The sequence below is a fragment of the Streptomyces sp. NPDC023573 genome, assembly GCF_055559735.1.
In genome coordinates this window covers 218,328-242,427 of sequence record NZ_JBVHKB010000003.1, presented here as the reverse complement: position 1 = coordinate 242,427, position 24,100 = coordinate 218,328, and the positions used below count along the sequence as shown (strand labels likewise).

At 71.0% G+C, this 24,100-nt stretch carries 21 protein-coding genes; 13 read left to right on the top strand and 8 right to left on the bottom strand.

Annotated features, from left to right (window positions below; translation table 11 throughout):
* Positions 1-10: 10 nt before the first annotated feature.
* Positions 11-853 (bottom strand): GntR family transcriptional regulator, encoded by an 843-nt coding sequence (locus tag ACZ32T_RS11750; RefSeq protein WP_467264015.1) that lies wholly within the window; start codon positions 851-853, stop codon positions 11-13.
* Between the two features lie 249 nt (positions 854-1,102).
* On the opposite strand from ACZ32T_RS11750, the gene ACZ32T_RS11745 reads away from it, so the two are divergent.
* The 8 genes from ACZ32T_RS11745 to ACZ32T_RS11710 all read left to right on the top strand — a co-directional run bounded on the left by ACZ32T_RS11745 (position 1,103) and on the right by ACZ32T_RS11710 (position 10,871).
* Positions 1,103-2,368, top strand: a complete 1,266-nt coding sequence (locus ACZ32T_RS11745) for an extracellular solute-binding protein (protein ID WP_467366524.1) — start codon at positions 1,103-1,105, stop codon at positions 2,366-2,368.
* A gap of 39 nt (positions 2,369-2,407) precedes the next feature.
* Positions 2,408-3,376: a carbohydrate ABC transporter permease gene (locus ACZ32T_RS11740; RefSeq protein WP_467366522.1), complete on the top strand. Its 969-nt coding sequence runs from the start codon at positions 2,408-2,410 to the stop codon at positions 3,374-3,376.
* Positions 3,373-4,212 carry a carbohydrate ABC transporter permease gene (locus tag ACZ32T_RS11735; RefSeq protein ID WP_467264010.1) on the top strand — a complete coding sequence of 280 codons (840 nt, stop codon included), beginning with the start codon at positions 3,373-3,375 and terminating at the stop codon, positions 4,210-4,212. Before ACZ32T_RS11740 ends, ACZ32T_RS11735 begins: the two co-directional genes overlap by 4 nt.
* Before the next feature lie 53 nt (positions 4,213-4,265).
* Entirely contained in the window at positions 4,266-5,828 is a 1,563-nt protein-coding gene (locus tag ACZ32T_RS11730) for a beta-N-acetylhexosaminidase (protein WP_467264008.1), read from the top strand.
* A gap of 34 nt (positions 5,829-5,862) precedes the next feature.
* Positions 5,863-7,293: a cellulose binding domain-containing protein gene (locus ACZ32T_RS11725; protein ID WP_467366520.1), complete on the top strand. Its 1,431-nt coding sequence runs from the start codon at positions 5,863-5,865 to the stop codon at positions 7,291-7,293.
* A gap of 157 nt (positions 7,294-7,450) precedes the next feature.
* Positions 7,451-8,290, top strand: a complete 840-nt coding sequence (locus ACZ32T_RS11720; protein ID WP_467366518.1) for a TIM barrel protein — start codon at positions 7,451-7,453, stop codon at positions 8,288-8,290.
* Between the two features lie 44 nt (positions 8,291-8,334).
* Positions 8,335-9,228 (top strand): 2-hydroxy-3-oxopropionate reductase, encoded by an 894-nt coding sequence (locus ACZ32T_RS11715; RefSeq protein WP_467264001.1) that lies wholly within the window; start codon positions 8,335-8,337, stop codon positions 9,226-9,228.
* Positions 9,229-9,413: 185 nt separating this feature from the next.
* Entirely contained in the window at positions 9,414-10,871 is a 1,458-nt protein-coding gene (locus ACZ32T_RS11710) for a catalase (protein WP_467263999.1), read from the top strand.
* Between the two features lie 252 nt (positions 10,872-11,123).
* Here ACZ32T_RS11710 and ACZ32T_RS11705 read toward each other — a convergent pair whose 3' ends face one another.
* Both ACZ32T_RS11705 and gcl read right to left on the bottom strand, forming a co-directional pair.
* The gene (locus ACZ32T_RS11705; RefSeq protein WP_467366516.1) at positions 11,124-11,534 is read right to left on the bottom strand and encodes a DUF6083 domain-containing protein; all 411 of its coding nucleotides are present in this window, start codon (positions 11,532-11,534) and stop codon (positions 11,124-11,126) included.
* 210 nt (positions 11,535-11,744) lie between these two features.
* Positions 11,745-13,529 carry a glyoxylate carboligase gene (gene gcl / locus ACZ32T_RS11700; RefSeq protein WP_467263995.1) on the bottom strand — a complete coding sequence of 595 codons (1,785 nt, stop codon included), beginning with the start codon at positions 13,527-13,529 and terminating at the stop codon, positions 11,745-11,747.
* A gap of 258 nt (positions 13,530-13,787) precedes the next feature.
* Here gcl and ACZ32T_RS11695 point away from each other — a divergent pair, with 258 nt between their 5' ends.
* Together ACZ32T_RS11695 and ACZ32T_RS11690 are read left to right on the top strand one after the other, a co-directional pair.
* Complete coding sequence (locus ACZ32T_RS11695) at positions 13,788-14,525, top strand: hypothetical protein (protein ID WP_467263993.1); 738 nt, start codon at positions 13,788-13,790, stop codon at positions 14,523-14,525.
* 71 nt (positions 14,526-14,596) lie between these two features.
* The gene (locus tag ACZ32T_RS11690) at positions 14,597-14,818 is read left to right on the top strand and encodes a hypothetical protein (RefSeq protein ID WP_467263991.1); all 222 of its coding nucleotides are present in this window, start codon (positions 14,597-14,599) and stop codon (positions 14,816-14,818) included.
* Positions 14,819-14,839: 21 nt separating this feature from the next.
* Here ACZ32T_RS11690 and ACZ32T_RS11685 read toward each other — a convergent pair whose 3' ends face one another.
* Positions 14,840-16,447: an AMP-binding protein gene (locus tag ACZ32T_RS11685; protein WP_467366514.1), complete on the bottom strand. Its 1,608-nt coding sequence runs from the start codon at positions 16,445-16,447 to the stop codon at positions 14,840-14,842.
* Positions 16,444-18,120: an AMP-binding protein gene (locus ACZ32T_RS11680; RefSeq protein WP_467366512.1), complete on the bottom strand. Its 1,677-nt coding sequence runs from the start codon at positions 18,118-18,120 to the stop codon at positions 16,444-16,446. Before ACZ32T_RS11680 ends, ACZ32T_RS11685 begins: the two co-directional genes overlap by 4 nt.
* 115 nt (positions 18,121-18,235) lie before the next feature.
* On the opposite strand from ACZ32T_RS11680, the gene ACZ32T_RS11675 reads away from it, so the two are divergent.
* Both ACZ32T_RS11675 and ACZ32T_RS11670 read left to right on the top strand, forming a co-directional pair.
* Positions 18,236-19,087 (top strand): helix-turn-helix transcriptional regulator, encoded by an 852-nt coding sequence (locus ACZ32T_RS11675; RefSeq protein ID WP_467366510.1) that lies wholly within the window; start codon positions 18,236-18,238, stop codon positions 19,085-19,087.
* 54 nt (positions 19,088-19,141) lie between these two features.
* On the top strand, positions 19,142-19,309 hold the full coding sequence (locus tag ACZ32T_RS11670) for a hypothetical protein (protein WP_467263984.1): 168 nt from the start codon (positions 19,142-19,144) through the stop codon (positions 19,307-19,309).
* Positions 19,310-19,383: 74 nt separating this feature from the next.
* Here ACZ32T_RS11670 and ACZ32T_RS11665 read toward each other — a convergent pair whose 3' ends face one another.
* Entirely contained in the window at positions 19,384-20,502 is a 1,119-nt protein-coding gene (locus ACZ32T_RS11665) for a winged helix DNA-binding domain-containing protein (protein ID WP_467366507.1), read from the bottom strand.
* Between the two features lie 105 nt (positions 20,503-20,607).
* Between ACZ32T_RS11665 and ACZ32T_RS11660 the strand changes: the two genes are divergently transcribed.
* Positions 20,608-21,477 carry a DMT family transporter gene (locus tag ACZ32T_RS11660; protein ID WP_467263981.1) on the top strand — a complete coding sequence of 290 codons (870 nt, stop codon included), beginning with the start codon at positions 20,608-20,610 and terminating at the stop codon, positions 21,475-21,477.
* A 9-nt stretch (positions 21,478-21,486) separates the two neighbouring features.
* Here the strand turns inward: ACZ32T_RS11660 and ACZ32T_RS11655 are convergent, their stop codons facing one another.
* Together ACZ32T_RS11655 and ACZ32T_RS11650 are read right to left on the bottom strand one after the other, a co-directional pair.
* The gene (locus ACZ32T_RS11655; RefSeq protein ID WP_467366505.1) at positions 21,487-22,518 is read right to left on the bottom strand and encodes a glutathione S-transferase family protein; all 1,032 of its coding nucleotides are present in this window, start codon (positions 22,516-22,518) and stop codon (positions 21,487-21,489) included.
* Positions 22,515-24,011 carry an MFS transporter gene (locus ACZ32T_RS11650; RefSeq protein WP_467366503.1) on the bottom strand — a complete coding sequence of 499 codons (1,497 nt, stop codon included), beginning with the start codon at positions 24,009-24,011 and terminating at the stop codon, positions 22,515-22,517. Before ACZ32T_RS11650 ends, ACZ32T_RS11655 begins: the two co-directional genes overlap by 4 nt.
* Between the last annotated feature and the right edge of the window lie 89 nt (positions 24,012-24,100).

Here is a 24,100-nt window from a genome sequence, read left to right as displayed (position 1 = left end):
GGCCGGCTCCTCACGGTCCGGCCTGGATGTCCCCCCGGGTGGACGAGGCGATCGGGTCGCCGTGTGCGAAGTCCCCGGGCGGGATCCCCGGGTGGTGCCCGTCCCTGACCAGCGGGGCGGTCGCGGCGGCCGGGCCGAGGGCGAGCCGGGAGACGATCCGGTAGCGGTCACCCCGGTAGAGCGAGTGGACGTACTCCACGGGCTGCCCGGCGGTGTCCGAGGTCAGGCGCTCGAAGAGCAGGGCCGGGGAGAGCTCGGGGACCTCCAGGAGCTGGGCCTCCGCCCTCGTGACGACCGTGGGCTCGATGGCCTGGACGGCCTCGCGGACGTGCACCCCGTGGGTGTGGCGCAGGTGCTCGTAGAGGTCGCCGTCCTCCAGCTCCTGGGCCGACAGGCCGGGGACCAGCGCCGCCCTGATGTGCAGGTGCTCGATGGCCATGGGTGCGCCGTCGACCAGGCGCAGCCGTGCGACGTAGACGATCTCGTCGGCGGGCGACATGCGCAGTTTGCGGCCGACGCGGGCGCCGGCCTGGAGGGTGGTGAACTCCAGCAGCCTGCTCGACCACGCTCCGGCCGCCTGCGGCACGCTCAGTGCGAGGTCGGCGGAGACCAGCTCCTGGGTGATCTTCTCCGGCGCGACGAACATCCCGCGTCCGTGTTCGCGGACGAGCAGACCGGCGGCCACCAGCTCGTCGACGGCGGCCCGGAGGGTGGGCCGGGACACGCCGAGCAGAGCGCAGAGGGCCCGCTCCGACGGGATGGCGTCGCCGGGGCTGCGGCTCTCGATCAGCTCCAGGACCGCGTCGCGTGCCCGCTCCCGTTTCAGCACCGTCCCCGGCACGTCGGCATTCATACGTTCCCCTTCGCGCGTTCCGCTCCCTTTACCAGTTGAGCGACCGATGGCCACTGGTCAGGACCAGTCTAGCCATCCCGGTCGGGCTGGACAGAGTCGGATCGCGATCAGATTCTCCGAAACCCCTTCATACAGAGGGGGTTGACGACCCCATTGGTCTATGCCACCTTCATCCACCACCAAGAGGTGAGCTGTCCAGTGGGCTTCACTGGTCAGGTGGTCAGGTCTCTGCTCCCGTTGAGGTGAACCGTGAAGTACCGCTTGCTTGCCGGTGTGTCCGCGCTCGTGACGGCCGCCGCCCTCAGTGCCTGCAGCTCCGGTGGGGACGGTACGGCCGAGGCCGGGGGCGTGACCACGGTCGACGTCTGGCTGATGCGCGACAGCGTGTCGGCCGCGTTCCAGAAGGAGTTCACCGAGGGGTTCGAGGCCGCGCACCCCGACATCGAGGTCAAGATCCAGATCCAGGAGTGGGACGGCATCGGCCAGAAGATCACCGCCGCCCTGGCGAGCAACGACGCCCCGGACGTGATCGAGGCGGGCAACACCCAGGTCGCCCAGTACGCCGAGAGCGGGGGGCTGCTGGACCTCAGCGACAGGAAGGAGGAGCTGAACGGCGCGGACTGGCTGAAGGGACTGGCCGAGCCCGGTGCGTACGAGGGGAAGCAGTACGGCATCCCGTACTACGCCGCCAACCGGGTGGTGATCTACCGCAAGGACCTCTTCGAGAAGGCCGGTGTCGACGCCACGGAGATCACCACACGCGACGCGTGGATCGGCGCCACCACGAAGCTGAACAAGGGCGGAACGCAAGGGATCTATCTGCCCGGCCAGCTCTGGTACGCGCTGGGAGGCTTCATCTGGGACGAGGGCGGCGACTTCGCCACCCAGTCCGGCGGAACGTGGAAGGGCGCGCTCGACACGCCCGAGGCGCAGCGGGGCATGGCCTTCTACGCGCAGCTCCAGGCGCTCGGCAAGGGCCCCAAGGACTCCGACGAGGACGATCCGCCGCAGGCCGAGGTGATGGCGCAGGGGCAGGTGGCGCAGGTCATCTCCACCCCTGGCGGGGCCAATGCGGTCGTCGAGAACAATCCGGAGCTCAAGGGGAAGCTGGGCTTCTTCCCGATCCCGGGGAAGACGGCCGGCACTCCGGGGGCGGTGTTCACCGGTGGTTCCGACCTGGTCGTTCCCGCCGCGTCCGGTCACCCCGAGGCGGCCGTCACCTTCATCAAGGAGCTCACGGGCGACGCCTGGCAGAGGAAGCTGGCGGTGGCCATGAGCTATGTGCCCAACCGGACCACCCTCGCCTCCGCCGTGGCGGGCGACCCGGGTGCCTCGGCGATGGCCGTCGGTGCGGCGAACGGGCACGCGACACCGAACACCCCTGGCTGGGCGGCGGTCGAGGCCGAGAACCCGGTCAAGGACTACATGACCGCCGTCCTCACCGGCGGTTACGCCGCCGAGGAGGCGGCCAAGGCCTCCGCGGACATCACCCGGGCCATGAACGCCGGTTCCTGACCCGCCCGTCCGTTTCCCGTCCCCGAGAGGAGGCCCGCCGTGCCGGATGTGCGTGAACGGCCCGCTCCCCGTGTCCACCGTCCGCCGAAGGCGCCACCGGGCCGGCGGCCGGGACGGCCCCCGCGCGACCTGTGGCCGTACGCCCTGATCGCGCCGGCGATCGGTGGCACGCTCTACCTGCTGGTGTACCCGCTTGTGCGGGCGGTGGTGATCTCCCTCCAGGACTTCGGGCTCCGCCAGCTGATCAGCGGCGACGCCGAGTTCGTGGGCCTGCGCAACTACCGGACGCTGCTGTCCGACCCGCGCTTCTGGGAGGTGACCGGCCGCACCTTCGTCTTCATGGCCGTCAACGTCGCACTGATCATGGCCGTCTCGACCCTGGTCGCGCTGATGACGGAACGGCTGCGCCGGGTCGGCCGTACGGTCGTGCTCTGCTCGCTGGTGCTCGCCTGGGCCATGCCCGTGGTCGCGGCCACGACGGTCTTCCAGTGGCTGTTCCACTCCGAGTTCGGCATCGTCAACCAGTCGCTGACCGCGCTCGGCTTCGGGTCCTTCGACCGCTACCCGTGGTTCGCGAACGGCACGGCGTCCTTCACGATCCTGGTCCTGCTGATCGTCTGGCAGTCCGTGCCCTTCGCGGCGGTCACCCTCTACTCCGCGCTGACGACCGTCCCCGCCGAGCTGTACGAGTCGGCACGCCTGGACGGCGCCTCCGCCTCCAGGATCTTCCGCTCACTCACCTTCCCGATCCTGCGGCCGATCTTCATGCTGGTCCTCTCCCTGGAGGTGATCTGGACCTTCAAGGCGTTCGTCCAGATCTGGGTGATGACCCGCGGCGGCCCGGGCGACGCCACCACCATCCTGCCCGTGTACGCGGTCCAGACGGCACTCTCCAGCCAGCGCTACGACCTGGGTTCCGCCGCGTCGATGATCACCGTGGTCCTGATGTCCGGGGTGCTGGTCCTCTACTTCCGTCAGATGTTCCGTCAGGAGGACGATCTCGGATGACCCTGCTGCGCCCCCGGGTCCGGCGGATCCCGCTGAACACCGCCGCTGTCGTGACCGTCGTGGTCTGCCTGTTCCCCGTGTACTGGATGATCTCCACCGCGTTCAAGCCGTCTCGGGACATCCGGTCCGCCGAACCCCGGCTCGTGCCCTACACCTGGACCCTGGACCACTTCCGCCGGGCCGTGCAGGCCGACGGCTTCGAACTGTTCTGGCGCAACAGCGTCCTGGTCACTCTGGGGGCCGTGCTGCTCTCCCTCGTCGTGGCGCTCGGTGCGTCGTTCGCCGTGGCGCGCCTACGGTGGAGGGGACGGCGGCAGTTCATGCTGCTGGTCTTCGTCGCCCAGATGGCGCCATGGGAGTCGCTGATCATCCCGATCTACATCATCTCCCGCGACACGGACATGCTCGACCGGCTGCCGACCCTGACCCTCGTCTACTTCATGATCACGCTGCCGTTCACCATCGTGGTGCTCCGTGGGTTCCTCGCCACCATCCCGCCCGAACTGGAGGAGGCCGCCCAGGTCGACGGCTGCACCCGGACCGGCGCGTTCGTCAGGGTGGCGCTGCCGCTGCTCGCCCCCGGCCTGATGGCGACCTCGCTCTTCGGATTCATCACGGCCTGGAACGAGTTCGCCTACGCCAACTTCCTGATCATCAAGCAGCAGGACAACCGCACCCTGCCGGTCTGGCTCTCCTCCTTCCAGAACACCTTCGGCACCGACTGGGGCGCCACCATGGCCGCCTCGACGCTCTTCGCGCTGCCCGCGCTCGTGATCTTCCTTCTGCTCCAGCGCCATGTGACCTCCGGCTTCGCGGCCGGGGCCGTCAAGGGCTGAGCCCCGTCGGCGCACTCGGAACCGTCCGAAATCCCCTGCACCGGAGGCCCTCCGTGCCCGCATCACGCCCCGAGCTCTCCCTCGTCCCCCGGCCCGGCAAGGTCTCGCCGCGCCCGGGCCGCTTCGTCCTCGGCCATGACACCGCCGTACGCGCCCTGCCGGGTGCGGAGGGAGCGGCGAACCTGTTACGCACGCTCCTCGGGCCGACGACCGGTCTGCCCCTGCCGCCCTCGGCGGACGGCCGTGTCGTCCTGGCGCTCGATCCGCAGCTCGGCGGACTGGGCGAGGAGGGGTACGGCCTGACCGTGGGGCCGCAGGCGCTCCTGCTGCGCGCGGCCCGTCCGGACGGACTGCTCCGGGGTATCCAGACGATCCGGCAACTGCTGCCGCCCGAAGCCCTGGCGGGCGGTGCGCGGGGCATCTCCTGGGAGCTGCCGTGCGTCGAGATCAGCGACGTCCCGCGGCACCCCTGGCGCGGCGCGATGCTCGACGTCGCCCGGCACTTCCAGCCCGTCTCCTATCTGCGCCGCTACGTGGACCTCATGGCGCTGCACAAGCTCAACGTCCTCCAACTGCACCTCACGGACGACCAGGGCTGGCGCATGCCGGTCGACGCCTTCCCCCGGCTGACCTCGGTGGGCGGGCACCGGGCCCAGTCCCTGTCCGACGGGACGCCGCACACCGGGGCGTACACCAGGGCGGAGCTGCGGGACCTGGTCCGTCACGCGCGGGAGCGGGGGGTGACCGTCGTGCCGGAGATCGAGATGCCCGGCCATGTGCGCGCGGCGCTCGCGGCCTACCCCCACCTGGGCAACCACCCGGAGCGGCGCCTGGACGTGTGGACCAGGTGGGGCGTCTGCGACACCGTGTTCGGCGTCCACGAGGAGGTGTTCGACTTCTGCCGGACGGTGCTGGAGGAGGTCATGGACGTCTTCCCGTCCCCGTACGTCCACGTCGGCGGCGACGAGTGCCCGGTCACGGAGTGGGAGAACAGCCCGGTGGCCCTGGCCCGTGCGGCGGCCGAGGGGCTGGACGGCCCCCGGGGGCTGCACGGCTGGTTCATGGGCCGGATCGGCTCGTTCCTCGTGGAAAACGGCAGGCGGCCCGCCGGCTGGGCCGAGACCGGCGCCGAACTGCCGCCCGAGTTCACGGTGATGACCTGGCGCGACCCCGCGCACGCCCTCACCGCCGCGCGGCGCGGCCACCAGGTGGTGACCACGCACCACCGCGCGACGTATCTGGACTACGCCCAGTCCACGGATCCGGACGAACCCACCGCCCAGCGGGGCGATCCCGTCCCCCTGCACGCGGTCCACACGAACGAGCCGGTGCCGCCCGGCTGGTCGCCGGACGAGGCCTCCCGTGTCCTGGGCACCCAGGCGCAGCTGTGGACCGAGTACGTGACGACGCCGGACCGGATCGAGTACCTCAGCTACCCCCGGCTGTGCGCCCTGGCGGACCGTGCCTGGTCCGGCGGGCGCGGCGACTGGGCCGGATTCGTCGAGCGGCTGCGCGACCACACCGCCCGGCTGGACGCCCTCGGCGTCCGCTACCGGCCCCTCACCACGCGGTCCCTGGCGGCCGCGTCCGGAAGCACAGCGCGAACCCCTCGGTAACTCATCCCCCACCGTTCCGGAGAGGAACACCGTCATGAGGACTTTCCGCAGGAGCCGTATCCGCGCGGCGGCAGCCGCCGCCGTCACCCTGGCCCTGGGCTGCACGGCCCTCGCCGCCCTGCCCACGACCGCCGGTGCCGCGGCGGCCGGCGGGCTCGTCGTCCAGTACCGCACGAGCGCGTCGGGAGCGACGGCCGACCAGAGTGAACCATGGCTGAAGGTGCGCAACACGGGGACTGCGAGCGTGCCTCTCTCCGACGTCAAGGTGCGCTACTACTTCAAGGGCGACTCTCCGTCGGCGGCCTACCGTTTCGCCTGCTCGTGGGCGGTGAAGGGGTGCTCGAACATCACCGGGACCTTCAAGCCGCTGCCGAATCCGACCGCCACCGCCGACCGCTACCTGGAGATCGCCTTCACGGCGGGCGCCGGCTCCCTGGCGCCCGGCGCGGACACCGGGGATATGCAGCTGCGTTTCCACCGCACGGACTGGCAGCCGCTCGGGCAGAGCGACGACTACTCCTTCGGCGCAGGGCGGAGCACCTACGCGGACTGGTCCAGGATCACCGCGCAGGTGGGCGCCGTGACGGCCTGGGGCGAGGCGCCCGAGGGCAACGGCCCGACCGACCCGACCGATCCCCCCACCGACCCGCCGGCCGACGGACCCCGGCTGTTCGACGACTTCGACTACAGCGGTCACACGGACCCGAGGATCGCCGCGAACGGCTGGAGCGTCCGCTCGAACAGCGGCGGCCCCGGGGTGCCCGGCGCGGTCTGGGCCCCGGAGAACGTCACCTTCACCAGCCAGAGCGGCAATTCGGTGATGAACCTGGAGACGTCGACCGCGGGCACGGGAGCCTCGACGGTGCAGACGGAGATCCTCACGCAGTCCATGAAGTTCCGCAACGGCACCTACGCGGCCCGCGTGAAGTTCAGCGACGCCCCGAGGTCCGGGCCCGACGGCGACCACCTCGTCCAGACCTTCTTCACCATCAACGACCTCAAGGCGCCGATGGCGGACGACTACGCCGAATACGACTTCGAGTACCTGCCCAACGGCGGCTGGGGCGAGCCGGCCAACATCCTGTACACCACGTCCTGGGAGACCTACCGCCCCGACCCGTGGGAGGCGGTCAACCAGCACAGCGAGGCGCGGCAGAGCTACGCGGGCTGGCATGACCTGGTGGTGACCATCGACGACAGCGCCATCACGTACTACGTCGACGGTCAGCTCTTCGGCACACACGGGGCGGCCTACCTCCCGGAGCGGCCGATGTCGATCAACTTCAACCAGTGGCTGATCGACCTGGCCGGCCAGAGCAGCACGACTCCGCGCTCGTACGACCAGCAGGTGGACTACGTCCTGCACGTGAAGGACCAGGTCCTCTCCCCCGCCCAGGTCTCGGCGCTGGTGAGCGGGTACCGCGCGGCGGGCACCTCGTTCCAGGACACGGTGCCGGCCGCCTGACCAGGCAGATGTGAGAGGGAGCGGGGTGGAGGGTGAGGAGCCCTCCACCCCGCTCCCGCGCGTCCGGAATTCGGTTTCCCTCTTGACAGCCTCACCACCCGACAGGCAATCTTCCGTTAAGCAGAAACTAACTTCCGCGATACGGAAGGAGCGCATGATGGGTTACTCGGACCAGCGCTTCGATGTGAACCTCTCGATCCTCTTCACCGAACTCCCGCTCCTGGAGCGCCCCGCGGCGGCCGCCGCCGCGGGCTTCACGGCGGTCGAGCTCTGGTGGCCCTGGATCGAGACCCCCACCCCCGCGCAGGCCGAGCTCGACGCCCTGAAGAAGGCGCTCGACGACGCGGGCACACAGCTGGTGGGGCTGAACTTCTACGCGGGCCGCCTCCCCGGCCCCGACCGCGGGGCGCTCTCGCTGCCCGGCGAGGAGTCGGACCGCTTCCGCGCAAACATCGACGTGGCGGCGGACTTCGCGGCCTCGGTCGGCTGCAAGGCGCTCAACGCGCTCTACGGCAACCGCGTCGAGGGGGTCGGCCCGGCCGTCCAGGACGAACTGGCCCTGGAGAACCTGGTCCTGGCCGCCCGCGCGGCCCACCGGATCGGGGCGGCCCTGCTGATCGAGACCCTCAACGACACGGAGTCGCCGCTCTACCCCCTGGTCAGCGCACCGGCGGGCGTCGAGGTCGTCGACCGTGTCAACGAGGCGACGGGGTTGGGCAACGCCACGTTCCTGCTGGACCTCTACCACCTGTCGATGAACGGCGAGGACCTCAGCCAGGTGATCAAGGCGTACGCCGCGAAGACCGGCCACGTCCAGATCGCCGACAACCCGGGGCGCGGCGCACCCGGCACCGGCTCGCTCCCGCTGGAGCGCCTCCTCGACGAGCTGACCGAGGCCGGTTACGACGGCTGGGTCGGCCTGGAGTACAAGCCGGGCGACCGGCCGAGCGCGGAGGCGTTCGACTGGCTCCCCGCCGAGAACCGGCCCGCCCGCTGAGCCCGCCCCCTCCCTGACACACGCTCAACCGGAAGGCAACCCTCATGAGCAGCAACCTCCCCAAGGTCGCCTGGATCGGGCTCGGCATCATGGGCTCGCCCATGTCGGAGAACCTGATCAAGGCCGGATACCAGGTGACCGGCTACACCCTGGAGCAGGACAAGATCGACCGGCTGGTCGCGGCGGGCGGCACGGGTGCCGCCTCGATCGCGGAGGCGGTCCGCGACGCCGATGTCGTGATCACCATGGTCCCCGCCTCCCCGCAGGTCGAGGCCATCGCGTACGGCCCCGACGGCATCCTGGAGAACGCCAGGCGGGGCGCCCTGCTGATCGACATGTCGTCGATCACCCCGCAGACCTCCGTGGACCTGGCTTCGCGTGCGAAGGACAAGGGCATCCGCGTCCTGGACGCCCCGGTCTCCGGCGGTGAGGCCGGAGCGATCGAGGCCGTCCTGTCCATCATGGCCGGCGGCGAGCAGAGCGACTTCGACGCCGCGAAGCCGCTGCTGGACGCGCTCGGCAAGACGATCGTGCTGTGCGGCCCGCACGGCTCCGGCCAGACGGTGAAGGCGGCCAACCAGCTGATCGTCGCGGTCAACATCCAGGCCTGCGCCGAGGCCGTCGTGTTCCTGGAGAAGTCCGGGGTCGACCTCGCCGCCGCGCTCGACGTGCTGAACGGCGGGCTCGCCGGCTCGACCGTCCTGACCCGCAAGAAGGACAACTTCCTGAAGCGGGACTTCGCTCCGGGCTTCCGGATCGACCTGCACCACAAGGACATGGGCATCGTCACGGACGCCGCCCGCAACGTCGGCGCGGCACTGCCCGTCGGCGGGGTCGTGGCCCAGCTCGTGGCGTCCCTGCGCGCGCAGGGCGACGGCGGCCTGGACCACTCCGCGCTGCTGCGCTCGGTCGAGCGGCTCTCCGGCTCCCAGGTCTGACACCCCCGGCCCTTCGAAGGGGCCCCCTGAACTCCGGGTCGCGGTGGCGCTGACACCTGTCCTGTCGCGCCCAGGCGCTGCCGCGGCCCGGAACCTCCTCCTCCAATTTCAACAAACTGTTGACGCTTCGATATCGGCGAATCTACGCTCCTGAGGCCGTCAGCAGCCCCGTACGGAAGGCCTCCATGTCCCAGCGTGTGCTCACGACCGAGTCAGGCGCCCCGGTCGCCGACAACCAGAACTCCGCCACGGCCGGCGCCGGCGGGCCGATCCTCGTCCAGGACCAGCACCTGCTCGAGAAGCTCGCCCGCTTCAACCGTGAGCGCATCCCGGAGCGCGTCGTCCACGCCCGCGGCTCCGGCGCGTACGGCTACTTCGAGGTGACGGACGACGTCACCGGCTTCACCCGCGCCGACTTCCTCTCCGAGGTCGGCCGCCGCACCGAGACGTTCATCCGCTTCTCGACCGTCGCCGACTCGCTGGGCGGTGCGGACGCCGTCCGTGACCCGCGCGGCTTCGCCCTCAAGTTCTATACGAACGAGGGCAACTACGACCTCGTCGGCAACAACACCCCGGTGTTCTTCATCAAGGACCCGGTCAAGTTCCCCGACTTCATCCACTCCCAGAAGCGGGACCCGTTCACGGGCCGCCAGGAGCCGGACAACGTCTGGGACTTCTGGGCGAACTCCCCCGAGGCGACGCACCAGATCACCTGGCTGATGGGCGACCGGGGCATTCCCGCCTCGTACCGTCACATGAACGGCTTCGGCTCGCACACCTACCAGTGGACGAACGCGAAGGGCGAGGCCTTCTTCGTCAAGTACCACTTCAAGACCAACCAGGGCGTGCGCTCCCTCTCCGCCGAGCAGGCCGCCGAGCAGGTCGGCAAGGACGCCAACTCGCACCAGACGGACCTGCTCCAGGCCATCGAGCGCGGAGTCAACCCCTCCTGGACGCTGCACGTGCAGCTGATGCCGGCCGCCGAGGCGGCGGACTACCGCTTCAACCCGTTCGACGTGACGAAGGTGTGGCCGCACGCCGACTACCCGCTCCGGCGCGTCGGCCGGCTGGTGCTGGACCGCAACCCGGACAACGTCTTCGCCGAGGTGGAGCAGGCGGCGTTCTCGCCGAACAACTTCGTGCCCGGCATCGGTCCCTCGCCGGACAAAATGCTGCAGGGCCGGCTGTTCGCGTACGCCGACGCGCAGCGCTACCGGCTGGGCATCAACCACACCCAGCTCCCGGTCAACGCGCCGAAGGCCGCGACCGTCGACAACTACGGCCGCGACGGGCTGCACGCCACCCGGTACGGCTCGCGCCAGGACAAGAACTACGAGCCCAACTCGTACGCCGGCCCCGCGCAGACCGGAGCCGCCCTCGCCTCCCCGCTCGCGGTGCACGGCTGGACGGGCACGCACGAGGCGCCCCCGCACGCGAAGGACGACGACTTCTTCCAGGCGGGCGAGCTCTACCGGCTGATGTCGGCGGACGAGAAGGACCGCCTGGTCGCCAACATCGCCGGCGGACTCTCGCAGGTCACCCGCGACGACGTGATCGAGAAGAACCTCGCCCACTTCCACGCCGCCGACGCCGACTACGGCAAGCGCGTGGAGGAGGCCGTCCGCGCCCTGCGCGAGGACTGAGCCTCCCCGAGGCCCTGCCCGTGCCGCGCGCCCGGATGAGGGGTAGCACACGGTACGGCCAGGACGAGGCCGCGGCGGCGGACGACGCCAGTGCGGTGGCGAAGGGCCGGTCGGCCCGGTTCCAGACCTGAGGGAACCGGCCCCGGCGGCCCGCTCGCCGCCGCCGCGGTCGCTGTGAACGGACCGGACCGCAGGGGTGCGGTGCACGCGTGGGGCGTGCACCGCACCCCTGTCGTCGTGCGCCCGGCGCGGTCACCCCGCGTCCGGGAACCCCTCGTCGGGCAGTTCGAACAGGCGCTGCATCCGCTGCCTGTTGTGCTCACGCAGGGCCGTCATCCACGGCCAGTGGTCCTCGCCCGCGAGGTAGGGGCAGGCGATGCGGTGCGGAATGCGGCACCTGGCGCCGGGGAGGGGCTCGGCGTCCCACAGGTTCAGCGCGGTCCCGGCCGAGGTGATGACCCAGCGCCGTCGCGGAGGGACCGTATGGGCCGGGAGGAGGATGCGGGGTTCGAGGAGGACCCAGTGTCCGGCGTACGCGGTGGCGTACCTGTCCTGCGGGAGGTCGCAGAACGGACAGTCGGGCGGATCCGGCGGCGCCGGGGCGGTGGCGCCTTCGAGCAGCGCCTGGAAGAGGTCGGGCGAGGTGTTCTCGAAGTCCCCCATGGACCCATGATCCGGGCGCACCGGCGGTGCGGGTAGGGCGAGATCCGGCCGCGCAGGATGGTGCGGAACCCGCACACGTGCCGTGGTACGCCCCATGAGGCGCACCAGGACGCGTCCGGCCCACACCGCCTGGCCGGGCGACGACGGACCCGGGCGCACGACAGCGGCCTCCACGACCGCAGTGGTCGTGGAGGCCTGCGTCGGTACGGGTCAGGACACCGTCAGCGGGCGGACCGCCGTCGGTGCGTGGCCGGGCTCGGAGGCCACGTCCTCGAACTCGTTGACCGACGCGATGTCGGTGCCGCTCATCGAGATGTTCGTGACCCGCTCCAGGATCGCCTCGACGACGACCGGGACCCGGTGCTCGGCCGCGAGCTTCTTGGCCTCCTCGAAGGCCGGCAGCAGCTGGTCCGGCTCGGTGACGCGGATCGCCTTGCAGCCCAGGCCCTCGACGACCTTGACGTGGTCCACGCCGTAGACGCCCAGCTCCGGTGAGTTGAGGTTCTCGAACTCCAGGTTGACCTGGAAGTCGATGTCGAAGTTGCGCTGCGCCTGCCGGATGAGCCCCAGGTAGGAGTTGTTCACCAGCACGTGGACGTACGGGATGCGGTGCTGCGCGCCGACGGCGAGCTCCTCCAGCATGAACTGGAAGTCGTAGTCGCCGGAGAGGGCGACCACGGAGCCGTCCGGGTCTGCGGTGGCGACGCCCAGCGCGGCGGGGATCGTCCAGCCCAGCGGCCCGGCCTGGCCGCAGTTGATCCAGTGGCGCGGCCGGTAGACGTGCAGCATCTGCGCGCCCGCGATCTGGGAGAGGCCGATGGTGGAGACGTAACGGGTCTCGGGGCCGAACGCCCGGTTCATCTCCTCGTACACCCGCTGCGGCTTCAGCGGCACGTTGTCGAAGTGCGTGCGGCGCTGCAGGGTCGCACGGCGTTCCTGCGTGGACGCCGCCCACTGCGAGCGGTTCCTCAGCTTGCCCGCGGCCCGCAGTTCGCGCGCCACCTCGACGAAGAGCTTCAGTGCCGCCTTGGCGTCCGAGGCGATCCCCAGGTCCGGGGCGAAGATCTTGCCGAGCTGGGTGGGCTCGATGTCGACGTGGACGAAGGTGCGGCCCTCGGTGTAGACGTCCAGCTTACCGGTGTGGCGGTTGGCCCAGCGGTTGCCGATGCCGAGGACGAAGTCGGACTCCAGGAAGTTCGCGTTGCCGTAGCGGTGCGAGGTCTGCAGGCCGACCATGCCCGCGTTCAGCTCGTGGTCGTCGGGGAGGATGCCCCAGCCCATCAGGGTCGGGACGACCGGGACGCCGGTCAGCTCGGCGAACTCCACCAGGAGTTCCGACGCGTCGGCGTTGATGATGCCGCCGCCCGCGACGAGGAGCGGCCGCTCCGACGCGTTGAGCATCTCGACGGCCCGCTCGATCTGCTTGCGGCTCGCGGCGGGCTTGTGGACGGGCAGCGGCTCGTACAGCTCCGGGTCGAACTCGATCTCGGTGAGCTGCACATCGATCGGCAGGTCGATGAGGACGGGACCGGGCCGGCCCGTACGCATCAGATGGAAGGCCTGCTGGAAGACGCCCGGGACCTGCGCGGCCTCCAGGACGGTGGTCGCGGCCTTGGTGACCGGCTTGGCGATGGAGGCGATGTCGACGGCCTGGAAGTCCTCCTTGTGGAGGACCGCGGTCGGCGCCTGGCCGGTGATGCAGAGGATCGGGATCGAGTCGGCGATGGCCGAGTAGAGACCGGTGATCATGTCGGTGCCGGCGGGCCCCGACGTACCGATGCAGACACCGATGTTCCCGGCCTCGGCCCGCGTGTAGCCCTCCGCCATGTGGGAGGCGCCCTCGACATGGCGGGCGAGGGTGTGCTGCACCCCGCCGGAGGCCTTGAGAGCCGCGTAGAACGGGTTGATCGCCGCACCCGGCACACCGAACGCGTTGCTGACGCCTTCGCGCTTGAGGATCTCAACTGCCGCTCGGGCAGCGGTCATACGAGGCATGAGTGCTCCTGCTCGGACCTGGTGGAGTCGGGCTCTGTCGCGCCACCTGAGAGCACTAATTCCACATTACGGAAACTTCTTTCTGCTATGTGAAATCAACTTAGGGCGGTCCGGGACAGCAGTCAAGGGAGGGCGGGCAAAGCGGCGGAGCGCGTCGGCCCGAAGTGCGCGAATCACTCCCCGGAGCGTCGCTCCTCGTGGACGATGGAGGTACGGAACGCAGTCGCCGCCCCCGGGGCGGAAGTAGGGGGGCAGCACATGGAGTCCGTACCGGTGCGCTGCCCGGTCTGCCGCCGGGATCACGCGTACATCACGCCGGTGTATCCCTGCCCCTGCGGCTCCCCGACCGCCCCGCCGCTGATGCGCGGCGCTCCGGCCGTGCTCATCACCCACCGCACCTGGAACGACGACTGGGTGAGCGTGCGATGCCACTCCTGCGGACGCCGCGACCAGTGGCCGCACCCCGAACTCTGCTGCCCCTGCGGCGCGGTGCTGCGGATCCCCGTGCGCCCGGTGGCCACGCGCGGCACCACGCCGCCACCCACGACGGGGGGTTCGACCGGCCCGGCCCACATACCGCTGCCGCGCACAGCCGCACATCCGCGTCCGTCGTTCAGGCCCCTGGTGATACGGACGGCCCGCGACGCGGTGAACACCGCGGCGCTCTACCTGAGATGGCTGGGCTTCCGCGACGTCGTCCAGCCCGAGGTGCGGCCCAGCTCCCGGATCGACCTCAGGGCGGCCGGTCTCATCGCCCAGGTCGACGCGACCACGCGTCCGACCGCCCTGCGCGACGTCGAGTGCCTCTGGCTCAACGCCCTCAACACCTCGGTCTCCGGCGTGCTGTTCTCCCTCGCCGGCTACACGGACGAGGCCCGTTCTCGCGCCGACGGTCTCGCCATCCCCCTGTTCGTCCTGGATCTCACCGGCACGCCGCAGCCGGTGAACGGCCCCGCCGACGAACTGATCAGCGTCGGCCCGGCTCCCGCCGAATGATTTCGGTCACCTGTGCCGTGCCGACCGCATATGTTCGAGCTGTTGTCAGAATGAGGACGTAGAGTGAAGGCATGGTCTTAACTCCTCGGCATCCCACCCACCCCGCGCCCGTTTTCCTGACCCAGCCCGTCCACCCGTCCGTCGTCGAGGCCAACGACGCCATCCGCGCACTCGTCGACTCACGGGCCGGCCAGGACTGGACGCCGGTGGAGGCCGCGGAGTACGAGATACTGCTCATCGAATGGGCGGCGGCGACCCAGGGCATAGGCTCCGGTGTCATAGAGGCCGCCTGACCCCGCGGCCCCCGGCACGGGCTACGCGCCGCATCCCTCCCGCAGTTCGACCTTCCGGACCTTGCCGCTGACGGTCATGGGGAACGCGTCCAGAACGCGCAGCGCGCGCGGGATCTTGTAGTGCGCCAGCTGATCCCGGCAGTACGCCGTCACCTCGTCGAGCGTCGGCGGGTCGGCCGGGTCGCGCGGAATGACGCAGGCCAGGATCTCCTCGCCGTACCTCTCGTCGGGCACTCCGACCACCTGGACGTCGGCGATCTTCGGATGGCCGTAGAGGAACTCCTCGATCTCGCGCGGATACACGTTCTCTCCCCCGCGGATGATCATGTCCTTGATCCGGCCGACGATCTGGACGTAGCCGTCCTCCCGCATCGTCGCGAGGTCCCCGGTGTGCATCCACCGCCCCGCGTCGATGACTTCGGCGGTCCGCTCCGGCTGGTCCCAGTAACCGAGCATCACGCTGTATCCCCGGGTGCACAGCTCACCGGCCTCCCCGCGCGGAAGGGTCGCCCCGGTCACCGGGTCGACGACCTTCACCTCGATGTGCGGCATCACCCGGCCGACCGTCCCGGTGCGGCGCTCCAGATCGTCCTCCCGCCGGGTCTGGGTGGAGACCGGTGAGGTCTCCGTCATGCCGTAGCAGATGGAGACCTCGTCCATGTGCATCCGGGCGACGACCTGTTTCATCACCTCGACCGGGCAGGGCGATCCGGCCATGATCCCGGTCCGCAGCGAGGAGAGGTCGTACGAGGCGAAGTCGGGCAGACCGAGCTCCGCGATGAACATCGTAGGCACGCCGTAGAGCGAGGTGCAGCGCTCCTGCTGGACGGCGGCCAGCACGGCGGCGGGCTCGAAGGACGGCGACGGGATCACGATGCAGGCGCCGTGCGAGGTGATGCCGAGGTTCCCCATGACCATGCCGAAGCAGTGGTAGAACGGCACGGGCAGGCAGACCCGGTCTCGTTCGGTGTAGGCGACCATCTCCCCCACGAAGTACCCGTTGTTGAGGATGTTGTGGTGGGAGAGCGTGGCGCCCTTGGGGAATCCGGTGGTGCCCGAGGTGTACTGGATGTTGATCGGGTCGTCGCAGGACAGTTCCGCCTCACGGTCCGCCAGCTGCCCGGCCGTCACGGACGTCGCCGCGGCGGTCAGCTCGTCCCAGGACGGGTCACCGATGTAGTGGACGGACCGCAGTGCGGGGCAGTCCGGGCGGACCTGGCCGACGAGCGCGCGGTAGTCGCTGGTGCGGTGGGCGAGTGAGGCGACCAGGACGGAGATCCCGGCCTGTTTCAGCACGTACTCCAGCTCGTGCGCGCGGTAGGACGGGTTGATGTTCACCATGACGGCGCCGATGCGGGCCGTGGCGTACTGGACGAGGACCCATTCCGGGCAGTTGACCGCCCAGATCCCGACCCGGTCGCCCTTGGCCACTCCCGAGCCCATCAGTCCGCGGGCCAGCTCCTCGACGGCGGCCCCGAATCCGGCGTACGTCCACCGGCGTCCCGAGACCACGTCGACCAGGGCCTCCCGGTCCCCGTACGCCTCGACCGCCCGGTCGAGGTTGCGTCCGACGGTGTCCCCCAGCAGCGCCGTGGAGCTGGTTCCGTGGGCGTAGGAAAGGCCGCTCATCGCAGGTCCCCCTCGTCGAACCCGGTGCCGCCGCCCTGTGCGGTGCGCTCCCGCAGCTCGATCCTGCGGATCTTCCCGGAGACGGTCTTGGGCAGCTCGGCGAACTCCAGCCGGCGGATGCGCTTGTACGGGGCGAGGACCGCCCGGGAGTGCTCGAACAGCACCTTGGCGGTGGCGGGGCCGGGCTCCCAGCCCGCGGCGAGCACGACGTACGCCTTCGGGACGGAGAGCCGCACCGGGTCGGGGGCGGGGACGACCGCCGCCTCGGCGACCGCCTCGTGCTCCAGCAGGGCGCTCTCCAGCTCGAAGGGCGAGATCTTGTAATCGCTGGACTTGAAGACGTCATCCCTCCTGCCCACATAGGTGATGTAGCCGTCCTCGTCCCGTGAACCGATGTCGCCCGTGCGGTAGTAGCCGCCCGCCATGGCCTCGGCCGTGCGCTCCGGATCTCCGTGGTAGCCCGTCATCAGGCCGACGGGGGCCGCGGACAGGTCGAGGGAGATCTCCCCCTCCGCCGCGCCCGGCTCACCGGTGACCGGGTCCAGCAGCTCGACCTTGAATCCGGGAACGGGCCGTCCCATGGAGCCGGTCTTGAGCCGCTGACCGGGGGTGTTGGCCACCTGCACCGCGGTCTCCGTCTGGCCGAAGCCGTCGCGGATGGTGACGCCCCAGGCGCGCCTGACGCTCTCGATGACCTCCGGGTTGAGCGGTTCGCCTGCGGCGACGACCTCACGCGGCGGTGTCTTCAGCTGCGCGAGGTCGGCCTGGATGAGCATCCGCCAGACCGTCGGCGGGGCACAGAAACTGGTGACGGCCGAGCGGTCCATCTCCGCCATCAGCCGGGCGGCGTCGAACCGGGTGTAGTTGAAGATGAAGACGGTGGCCTCGGCGCTCCACGGCGCGAAGAGGTTCGACCAGGCGTGCTTCGCCCAGCCGGGCGAGGAGATGTTCAGATGGACGTCGCCGGGCCTGAGCCCGATCCAGTACATCGTCGACAAGTGGCCTACGGGGTAGGAGACATGGGTGTGCTCCACGAGCTTGGGGCTGGCCGTGGTGCCCGAGGTGAAGTAGAGCATCAGGGGTTCATCGGCATCGGTGCCGCGGTCCGCGGTGAAGGTCTCGGAAGCGTCGTCGGCCCCGCTGTAGGAGGTCCAGCCCTCGACGTCGGCGCCGACCGAGATCCTGGTGTAGTCGCCGGGCACCTCCTCGAACTTGGCGGTGTCCGCGGACCGTACGAGGACGTGGCGGACCCTGCCGCGTTCGACCCGGTCACGCAGATCGGCCGGCCCCAGCAGCGGGGTGGCGGGGATGACGACGGCGCGCAGCTTCATCGCGGCCAGCGCCGTCTCCCACAGCTCGGCCTGGTTGCCGAGCATGACGAGGATCCGGTCGCCCGCGGCCACACCCTGGTCCCGCAGCCAGTTGGCCGCCCGGTCGGAGCGGGCGGCCATCCGGGCGAAGGAGACCTCGGTGCGGCCGCCGTCCTCCTCGACGATGTGCAGGGCGGTGCGGTCGTTGTCCTCGGCGATGACGTCGAACCAGTCGAGCGCCCAGTTGAACTGGCCGGGGCGGGGCCAGCGGAAGCCCTCGTACGCCGTGGTGTAGTCCTCACGGTGCTCGATCAGGAAGTCCCGGGCCGCCCGGAACGTCTCCATCGCATTCGTTGCCGGCATGTGCTCTCCTCGTCGCGAACCCGTCCTTCGGCCGTAACATCATGTAAACAGTGACCCAGATCTCACCACCCCCGGACGGGGGTGGTCCGTCAGGGCTCCGAGAGGACGGAGAGTCATGGGCGTACCGGAACCGGGCGAGGCGACGGAGCTGCGGGCGGCCATGCTCAGGCTGCGCCGGACGAGCGGGTTGCCCGTGGTCTTCGGCGGGCTGCTGTCCGACGCCCGCCACGCCCGGATCGCGGAGCTGAGCGGGGCGCAGACCCCCGCGCTGCGCGGGCTCGTCATCTCGGCGGGCAGCGGGCTCGGCGGGAAGGCGATCGCCCTGTCACGGCCGTGCGCGGTCACGGACTACCCGTCGTCGCGCCACATCAGCCACGAGTACGACGCGGCCGTCGCCGCGGAGGGCCTGCGCTCCGTCGTCGCGGTGCCCGTCGTCGTGCGCCGGACGGTACGCGGTGTGCTGTACGGGGCGCTGCGCGAGCCGCTCACACTCGGGGACCGTACGTTCGACGCGGCGGCGTCGGCGGCCCGCGACGTGGAGCAGTCCCTGGCCGTACGGGACGAGGTGCAGCAGTTGCTGGCGGCGACCCGGGAGCGGATCGCCGATCCGGGCGTGGACCCCCGCTCCTGGGAGGACGTCCGCGAGGCGCACCGCGAGCTGCGCGCCCTCGCGCCGAAGATCGTGGACCCGGCGCTGCGCGGCGAACTGCTCGCGGTGTGCGGACGGCTCGCGTCGGCCGCGGGGGCGGACCGGCACCCGGCGGCGGGGCGGGTACGGCTGGCGCCCCGCGAGGCCGATGTGATCACCTGCGTCGCCACGGGTGCGACGAACGCGGTGGCGGCCGAGCGGCTGGGGCTGCGGCCGGAGACGGTGAAGAGCTATCTCCGCTCCGCGATGCGGAAACTGGGCGCGCACACCCGGCTGGAGGCGGTGGTGGCGGCCCGGCGAGCTGGGCTGCTGCCGTGAGCGGACGGGGCCGGTAGTATGCCCTTCCGTATGTGAAGAAAGGGGGTGGATACCGTGGGGATCATCCGTAAGAGCCTGTCGGTGACGACTCTGGGCGCCGTCGACTTCCGTTCCGACAAGGAGCGCACCGCGGCCTACACGAAGGCCACGAAGAAGCAGGCGAAGCAGCAGACGAAGTTGCTGAAGCAGCAGCTCAAGATGCAGAAACAGATGGGCCGTTAGCCCGGGGCGAAGGACCGCCGGCCTGAAGGCCGGCGGTCCTTCGCCGTGAGCCCGGCCGTTTCGGGCCGGACGTCTCAGTCCCCGAAGTCGACGAACGTGGCGAACCGGACGTCGTGGGCGGGCGCGGGGGTCATCACCGTCAGCATCTCCCCGGCCTCCTGGGTGATGTCCTCGCGGGTGGCCCGGTCGAGCCCGCCCAGAGCCTGCACGGTGACGGTCGCGGTGTCCCGGGTCTCCTCCAGGCGCCAGAGCGCGGCGAGGAAGCCGTCTGCCAGGACGGTCCCGTAGGCCTGGTTGCCCACGCCGTTACGGCCCTTGTACGCGGGCGGGATCACCCGGGTCCGGTCGGCGTGGCCGAGCAGGACGTTGTCGAACTCGGGGAGGAAGCGGGGCGGTGCCGGGGTGTCGGGGTCGGGGCGCGGGGCGTCGGGCAGGTCGAAGAGTTCGACGCCGTTCTCGTCGCGGAAGGTGACGAGCCGGGGCCGCAGGCGTTCGAAGACCTCGCGCATCCGGGTGAGTCCGGCCCACGTCTGCATGTCCTTCACCGAGGCCGGGCCGAAGGCCCCGAGGTAACGCAGCACGGTCCCGTCGGGCGAGGCCGCCGGCTGCGACGGTGTGCCGAGCCAGTGCTCGGCGGTCGTCAGGGCGACCTGCCCGCTGCGCCCCCACAGCCCGCGCGGGGTCACCTGGACCAGCGGCAGCCGGCAGCGGGCGGCGACCGCGAGTGCCCGGGGGTCGGCGTCCGGCCAGTGGAGGAGGAGTTCCTCCCGCAGTTCCTTCATGGTGCGGGGCCGTTCCTCGACGAGCTCCCTGGCGAGCGAGGAGAGCCGGTCCAGGTCCACTCCCGTGAGCCCGCTCCGGAACACGTTCAGCTCGCGGTCGCGCGCGGGCTGGACCAGGGGGCGCAGTGTGAGGGCGTCCTCGGCGGTGTGGGTGTGGAGGGTGGAGCGCAGGCTGACGATCCTGACGACCTCACGGGACTCCATCAGCTCCGAGAGCGCGGCCGGGGCGAAGCCCTCCAGCCGGGAGCAGAGCTGGAAGTAGGGCGGCCTGGTGTTCTGCGCCTGCAGGCCGACCAGGCGGCTGACCGCGTCCTTCACCGGCACGGCGCTGCGGCGGAGCAGCAACTGGCGTTCCATCGTCGCCCTGTTGAGCGCGCGGGTGGAGAGCACGGGAGCGTATCTGGCGGCCATGGTCCGCAGACTACGCGTGGCCTGTGACACCGGCCCCGGAGCGGGCGACACTCGCACGGGGCGGGGCACCGCTGCCGGGAGGGCACCGGCCCTCATGATGGGGCGGTGATCAGCGTCCTGTTCGCCGTTCTGACCGCGCTCAGCAACGGCACCGCATCGGTACTGCAGCGCCGCGCCGCCCTCGAGGTGCCCGACAGCGAGGCGATGCGCCTGTCGCTGATCGGGCATCTGCTGCGGCAGAAGGTGTGGCTGGCCGGGATCGGCCTGGTGGTCCTCGCCGCCGTCTTCCAGGCGGTGGCTCTGGCCACGGGCCCCATCGCCGTGGTCCAGCCGATCTTCGTGATCGAGCTGCCCGCCACGCTGGTCGTCGCCGGGTTCGTCATGCGGGTCGGGGTGCGGCGTCAGGTCTGGCTGGGGGTGGCCGCCGTGACCGTGGGACTGGCCCTGGGCATGGCGGCCGCCGCGCCGGTCGGCGGCAGCGAGTCCGTGCAGGGGGCGGCCTGGATCCCGGCCCTGGTGGCCACCGGGATCTTCGAGGCGGCTCTCGTCGCCGCGGCGCTCGGTACCTCGGGCAACGCCCGGGCCGCGCTGCTCGGGCTGGCCGCGGCGTGCGGGTACGCGCTCACCGCCGCGCTGATGAAGGACGCCATGTCGCGGCTGGACGCCGACGGTGTGGCAGGGCTGCTGACCGCGTGGCAGCTGTACGCCACCGCGGCGGCCGGTGTGGGCGCGCTGTGGCTCCTGCAGAACGCGCTCCAGGCCGGCTCACTGGTGGCGGTGCAGCCGATGCTGACGCTCGGGGACGCGCTGATCAGCGTCACCTACGGGGTGACCCTGTTCGGGGAGGAACTGCGGTCCGGGTGGTGGCTGCTGCCCCAGCTGATCGGGGTGGCGCTGATCGCCGTCGGATGTGTCGTCCTCGCCCGCTCCCCGCTGGCGACCGCGAACCCGGCACCGCCACCGCGCGTGAAGTGACCGGCCGGGTCAGGGCCGCCCTCGCGCCGGGACCTCCTCGCCCGGCGGCACAGGGCCGGGCGGGGTGCCGTCGCCGAACGGCCGGCCGCCCAGCTGCTCCCGGTGGTGCGGGGCCGTCCAGCCCGACAGGTCGGGGCCGAGCGGCACGATCCCGGTCGGGTTGATGCCGGTGTGCACCTGGTAGTAGTGCCGCTTGATGTGGTCGAAGTCGACGGTGTCCCCGAAGCCCGGGGTCTGGTAGAGGTCACGGGCGTACGCCCACAGGACGGGGTCCTCGGCGAGCTTCGAGCGGTTGCACTTGAAGTGGCCGTGGTAGACGGCGTCGAAGCGCACCAGGGTGGTGAACAGGCGGATGTCGGCCTCGGTGATCGTGTCACCCACCAGGTAGCGCTGCCCTGCGAGGCGTTCGGAGACCAGGTCCAGGCGGCGGAACACATCGACGTACGCGGCCTCGTACTCCCCCTGCCCGGAGGCGAATCCGGCACGGTAGACGCCGTTGTTGACGTCCCGGTAGACGCCGTCCATCACCTCGTCGATCTCCTCGCGGAGCCGTTCCGGGTAGAGGTCGGGGGCGCCGGGACGGTGCAGGCCGGTCCATTCGGTGGCCAGGTCCAGGGTGATCTGCTGGTAGTCGTTGGTGACCAGGGCCCGGGTCGGTACGTCGACGACGGCGGGCACGCTGACCCCGCCCGGGTAGCCGCGCTCCCGTGCGTCGTAGGCCTCGCTCAGGTAGCCGATGCCGAGCACCGGGTCCTTGCCGGCCTCGTCGAGGGTGAAGCGCCAGCTGCGGTCGTCCTGGATGGGGTCGGCGACGGCCACCGAGAGGGCCTGCTCCAGCCCGAGCAGCCGGCGCGAGACCAGCGCCCGGCTCGCCCAGGGGCAGGCCCGGCTGACGACCAGGCGGTAGCGACCGGCCTCGACGGGCCAGCCGTCACGGCCGTCGGCGGTGATGCGGTCGGCGAAGTGGCTGCGGGAGCGCTTGAACGGCTTGTGGCCGTACGAGGTGTTCCCGCCCTGCTCCCGGTCCTCGGTGCCGCTCATGGTGTTCCTCTCGTGGCGTCGGTGGCGTCGGACGTCCCGTCACGTCTCCTTCCCCGTCTGCCCGCCGCGACATCGGCCAGAGCCACGATCAGCCCCGCGAGGACGAACGCGACCGAGACGAGGAGCCCGTGGTCGTAGGCCGCTGCCCAGTCGCCGTCGCCCAGCTGGGCGAAGAAGAGCGAGCCGACCGCGGCGATCCCGATGGCGGAGCCGACGCGCTGGCTGGTCTGGAGGGTGCCGCCGGCGCTGCCCCCGTTCTCCACGGGCACCTCGGAGAGGGTGAGGGTCTGGTTGGGTGCGATGACGAGTCCGCTGCCCAGGCCGGCCAGCAGCAGGGGTGCCGCCATCGCGAGCCCGGCCCCTCTGCCGGGCACCAGGTGCGCGGCCAGCGCGGTGAGCCCGAGCCCGACGGCCACCATGGTGAGGCCCACGACGATCAGGGGCCGTCCGAAGCGGCCGACCAGCCGGCCGCCGATGCTCGCCGACGCGCCCGCGCCCAGGGCGAACGGCGTGATCGCGAGACCGGCCTCCAGTGCGCTGTAGTGCAGCCCGGACTGCAGGTAGAGCGTGCTGATGAAGAAGATCGAGGTGAAGCCCGCGAAGTACAGCAGGATCATCAGGCAGCCGAGCCAGAAGGACCGGAGCCGGAAGAGGGACAGATTGAGCACCGGCTGGACGTTCCGTCGCGCGCAGCGGGACTCCCAGGCGACGAACGCAGCGAGGAGGGCGGCGGCCACGGCCACCAGCAGCCACTTGCCGTTGCCCGGCCACTGCTGGGCCTGGACGAACGGCAGCAGCAGGGCGAGGACCCCGGCCCCGAGCAGCAGGACGCCGACGGGGTCCAGGTCGCGCGGGCGTACGCGGCCGGCGGACGGGGTGTCGGGGAGCAGCCGCCGGGCCAGCAGGATGCAGACGACGCCGATCGGCAGGTTGACGTAGAACACCCAGCGCCAGCCCTCCTGCGCTCCGGCCCCCTGGATCAGGAGGCCGCCCAGGAGGGGGCCGACGGCGGTGGAGATGCCCACGACGGTGCCGAACATGCCGAAGGCGCGGCCCCGCTCGCGGCCGGAGAACATCTGCTGGATCAGCGCGGAGATCTGAGGTGAGAGCAGCCCGCCGGCCGCGCCCTGGAGGAGCCGGGCGATGACCAGCCAGAGACTGGACTGTGCGGCCCCGCAGGCCGCGGAGGCCAGGGTGAAGAGGGCCAGCCCCGCCATGAAGACCGCGCGCCGCCCCCGGGCGTCGCCGAGGCGTCCGCCCGGGATGAGGACGAGGCCGAAGGCGAGCGCGTAGCCGGACAGCACCCACTGGAGGTCGGACTCCGGGGTGTCGAGGCCCTCCTTGATGGACGGCAGCGCCACATTGACGATGGAGACGTCGAGCAGCGTCATGAAGCCCGCCACCAGACAGACGGCGAGGGCACGCCAGCGACGGGGGTCGGAGGGGCCGGGGCCGGGCGTGCCCGCGGGCCGGTGCTCCGTGCTCTCTGCCATGCCCGCACCCTAGTTCGCGTCCGCCCGGTCCTCATCCCGGGCGCGCCGTGCGGCGCGGCGGTCAGCCCCCGTCGGCCCCGGCGGGTGCC

Excerpts from the sequence above, each read along its gene's own strand:
- ACZ32T_RS11750 (WP_467264015.1), bottom strand. The coding sequence starts at position 853 with ATGAATGCCGACGTGCCGGGGACGGTGCTGAAACGGGAGCGGGCACGC.
- ACZ32T_RS11735 (WP_467264010.1), top strand. The coding sequence starts at position 3,373 with ATGACCCTGCTGCGCCCCCGGGTCCGGCGGATCCCGCTGAACACCGCC.
- ACZ32T_RS11725 (WP_467366520.1), top strand. The coding sequence starts at position 5,863 with ATGAGGACTTTCCGCAGGAGCCGTATCCGCGCGGCGGCAGCCGCCGCC.
- ACZ32T_RS11720 (WP_467366518.1), top strand. The coding sequence starts at position 7,451 with ATGGGTTACTCGGACCAGCGCTTCGATGTGAACCTCTCGATCCTCTTC.
- ACZ32T_RS11715 (WP_467264001.1), top strand. The coding sequence starts at position 8,335 with ATGAGCAGCAACCTCCCCAAGGTCGCCTGGATCGGGCTCGGCATCATG.
- ACZ32T_RS11710 (WP_467263999.1), top strand. The coding sequence starts at position 9,414 with ATGTCCCAGCGTGTGCTCACGACCGAGTCAGGCGCCCCGGTCGCCGAC.
- ACZ32T_RS11705 (WP_467366516.1), bottom strand. The coding sequence starts at position 11,534 with ATGGGGGACTTCGAGAACACCTCGCCCGACCTCTTCCAGGCGCTGCTC.
- gcl (WP_467263995.1), bottom strand. The coding sequence starts at position 13,529 with ATGCCTCGTATGACCGCTGCCCGAGCGGCAGTTGAGATCCTCAAGCGC.
- ACZ32T_RS11695 (WP_467263993.1), top strand. The coding sequence starts at position 13,788 with ATGGAGTCCGTACCGGTGCGCTGCCCGGTCTGCCGCCGGGATCACGCG.
- ACZ32T_RS11690 (WP_467263991.1), top strand. The coding sequence starts at position 14,597 with ATGGTCTTAACTCCTCGGCATCCCACCCACCCCGCGCCCGTTTTCCTG.
- ACZ32T_RS11685 (WP_467366514.1), bottom strand. The coding sequence starts at position 16,447 with ATGAGCGGCCTTTCCTACGCCCACGGAACCAGCTCCACGGCGCTGCTG.
- ACZ32T_RS11680 (WP_467366512.1), bottom strand. The coding sequence starts at position 18,120 with ATGCCGGCAACGAATGCGATGGAGACGTTCCGGGCGGCCCGGGACTTC.
- ACZ32T_RS11675 (WP_467366510.1), top strand. The coding sequence starts at position 18,236 with ATGGGCGTACCGGAACCGGGCGAGGCGACGGAGCTGCGGGCGGCCATG.
- ACZ32T_RS11665 (WP_467366507.1), bottom strand. The coding sequence starts at position 20,502 with ATGGCCGCCAGATACGCTCCCGTGCTCTCCACCCGCGCGCTCAACAGG.
- ACZ32T_RS11655 (WP_467366505.1), bottom strand. The coding sequence starts at position 22,518 with ATGAGCGGCACCGAGGACCGGGAGCAGGGCGGGAACACCTCGTACGGC.
- ACZ32T_RS11650 (WP_467366503.1), bottom strand. The coding sequence starts at position 24,011 with ATGGCAGAGAGCACGGAGCACCGGCCCGCGGGCACGCCCGGCCCCGGC.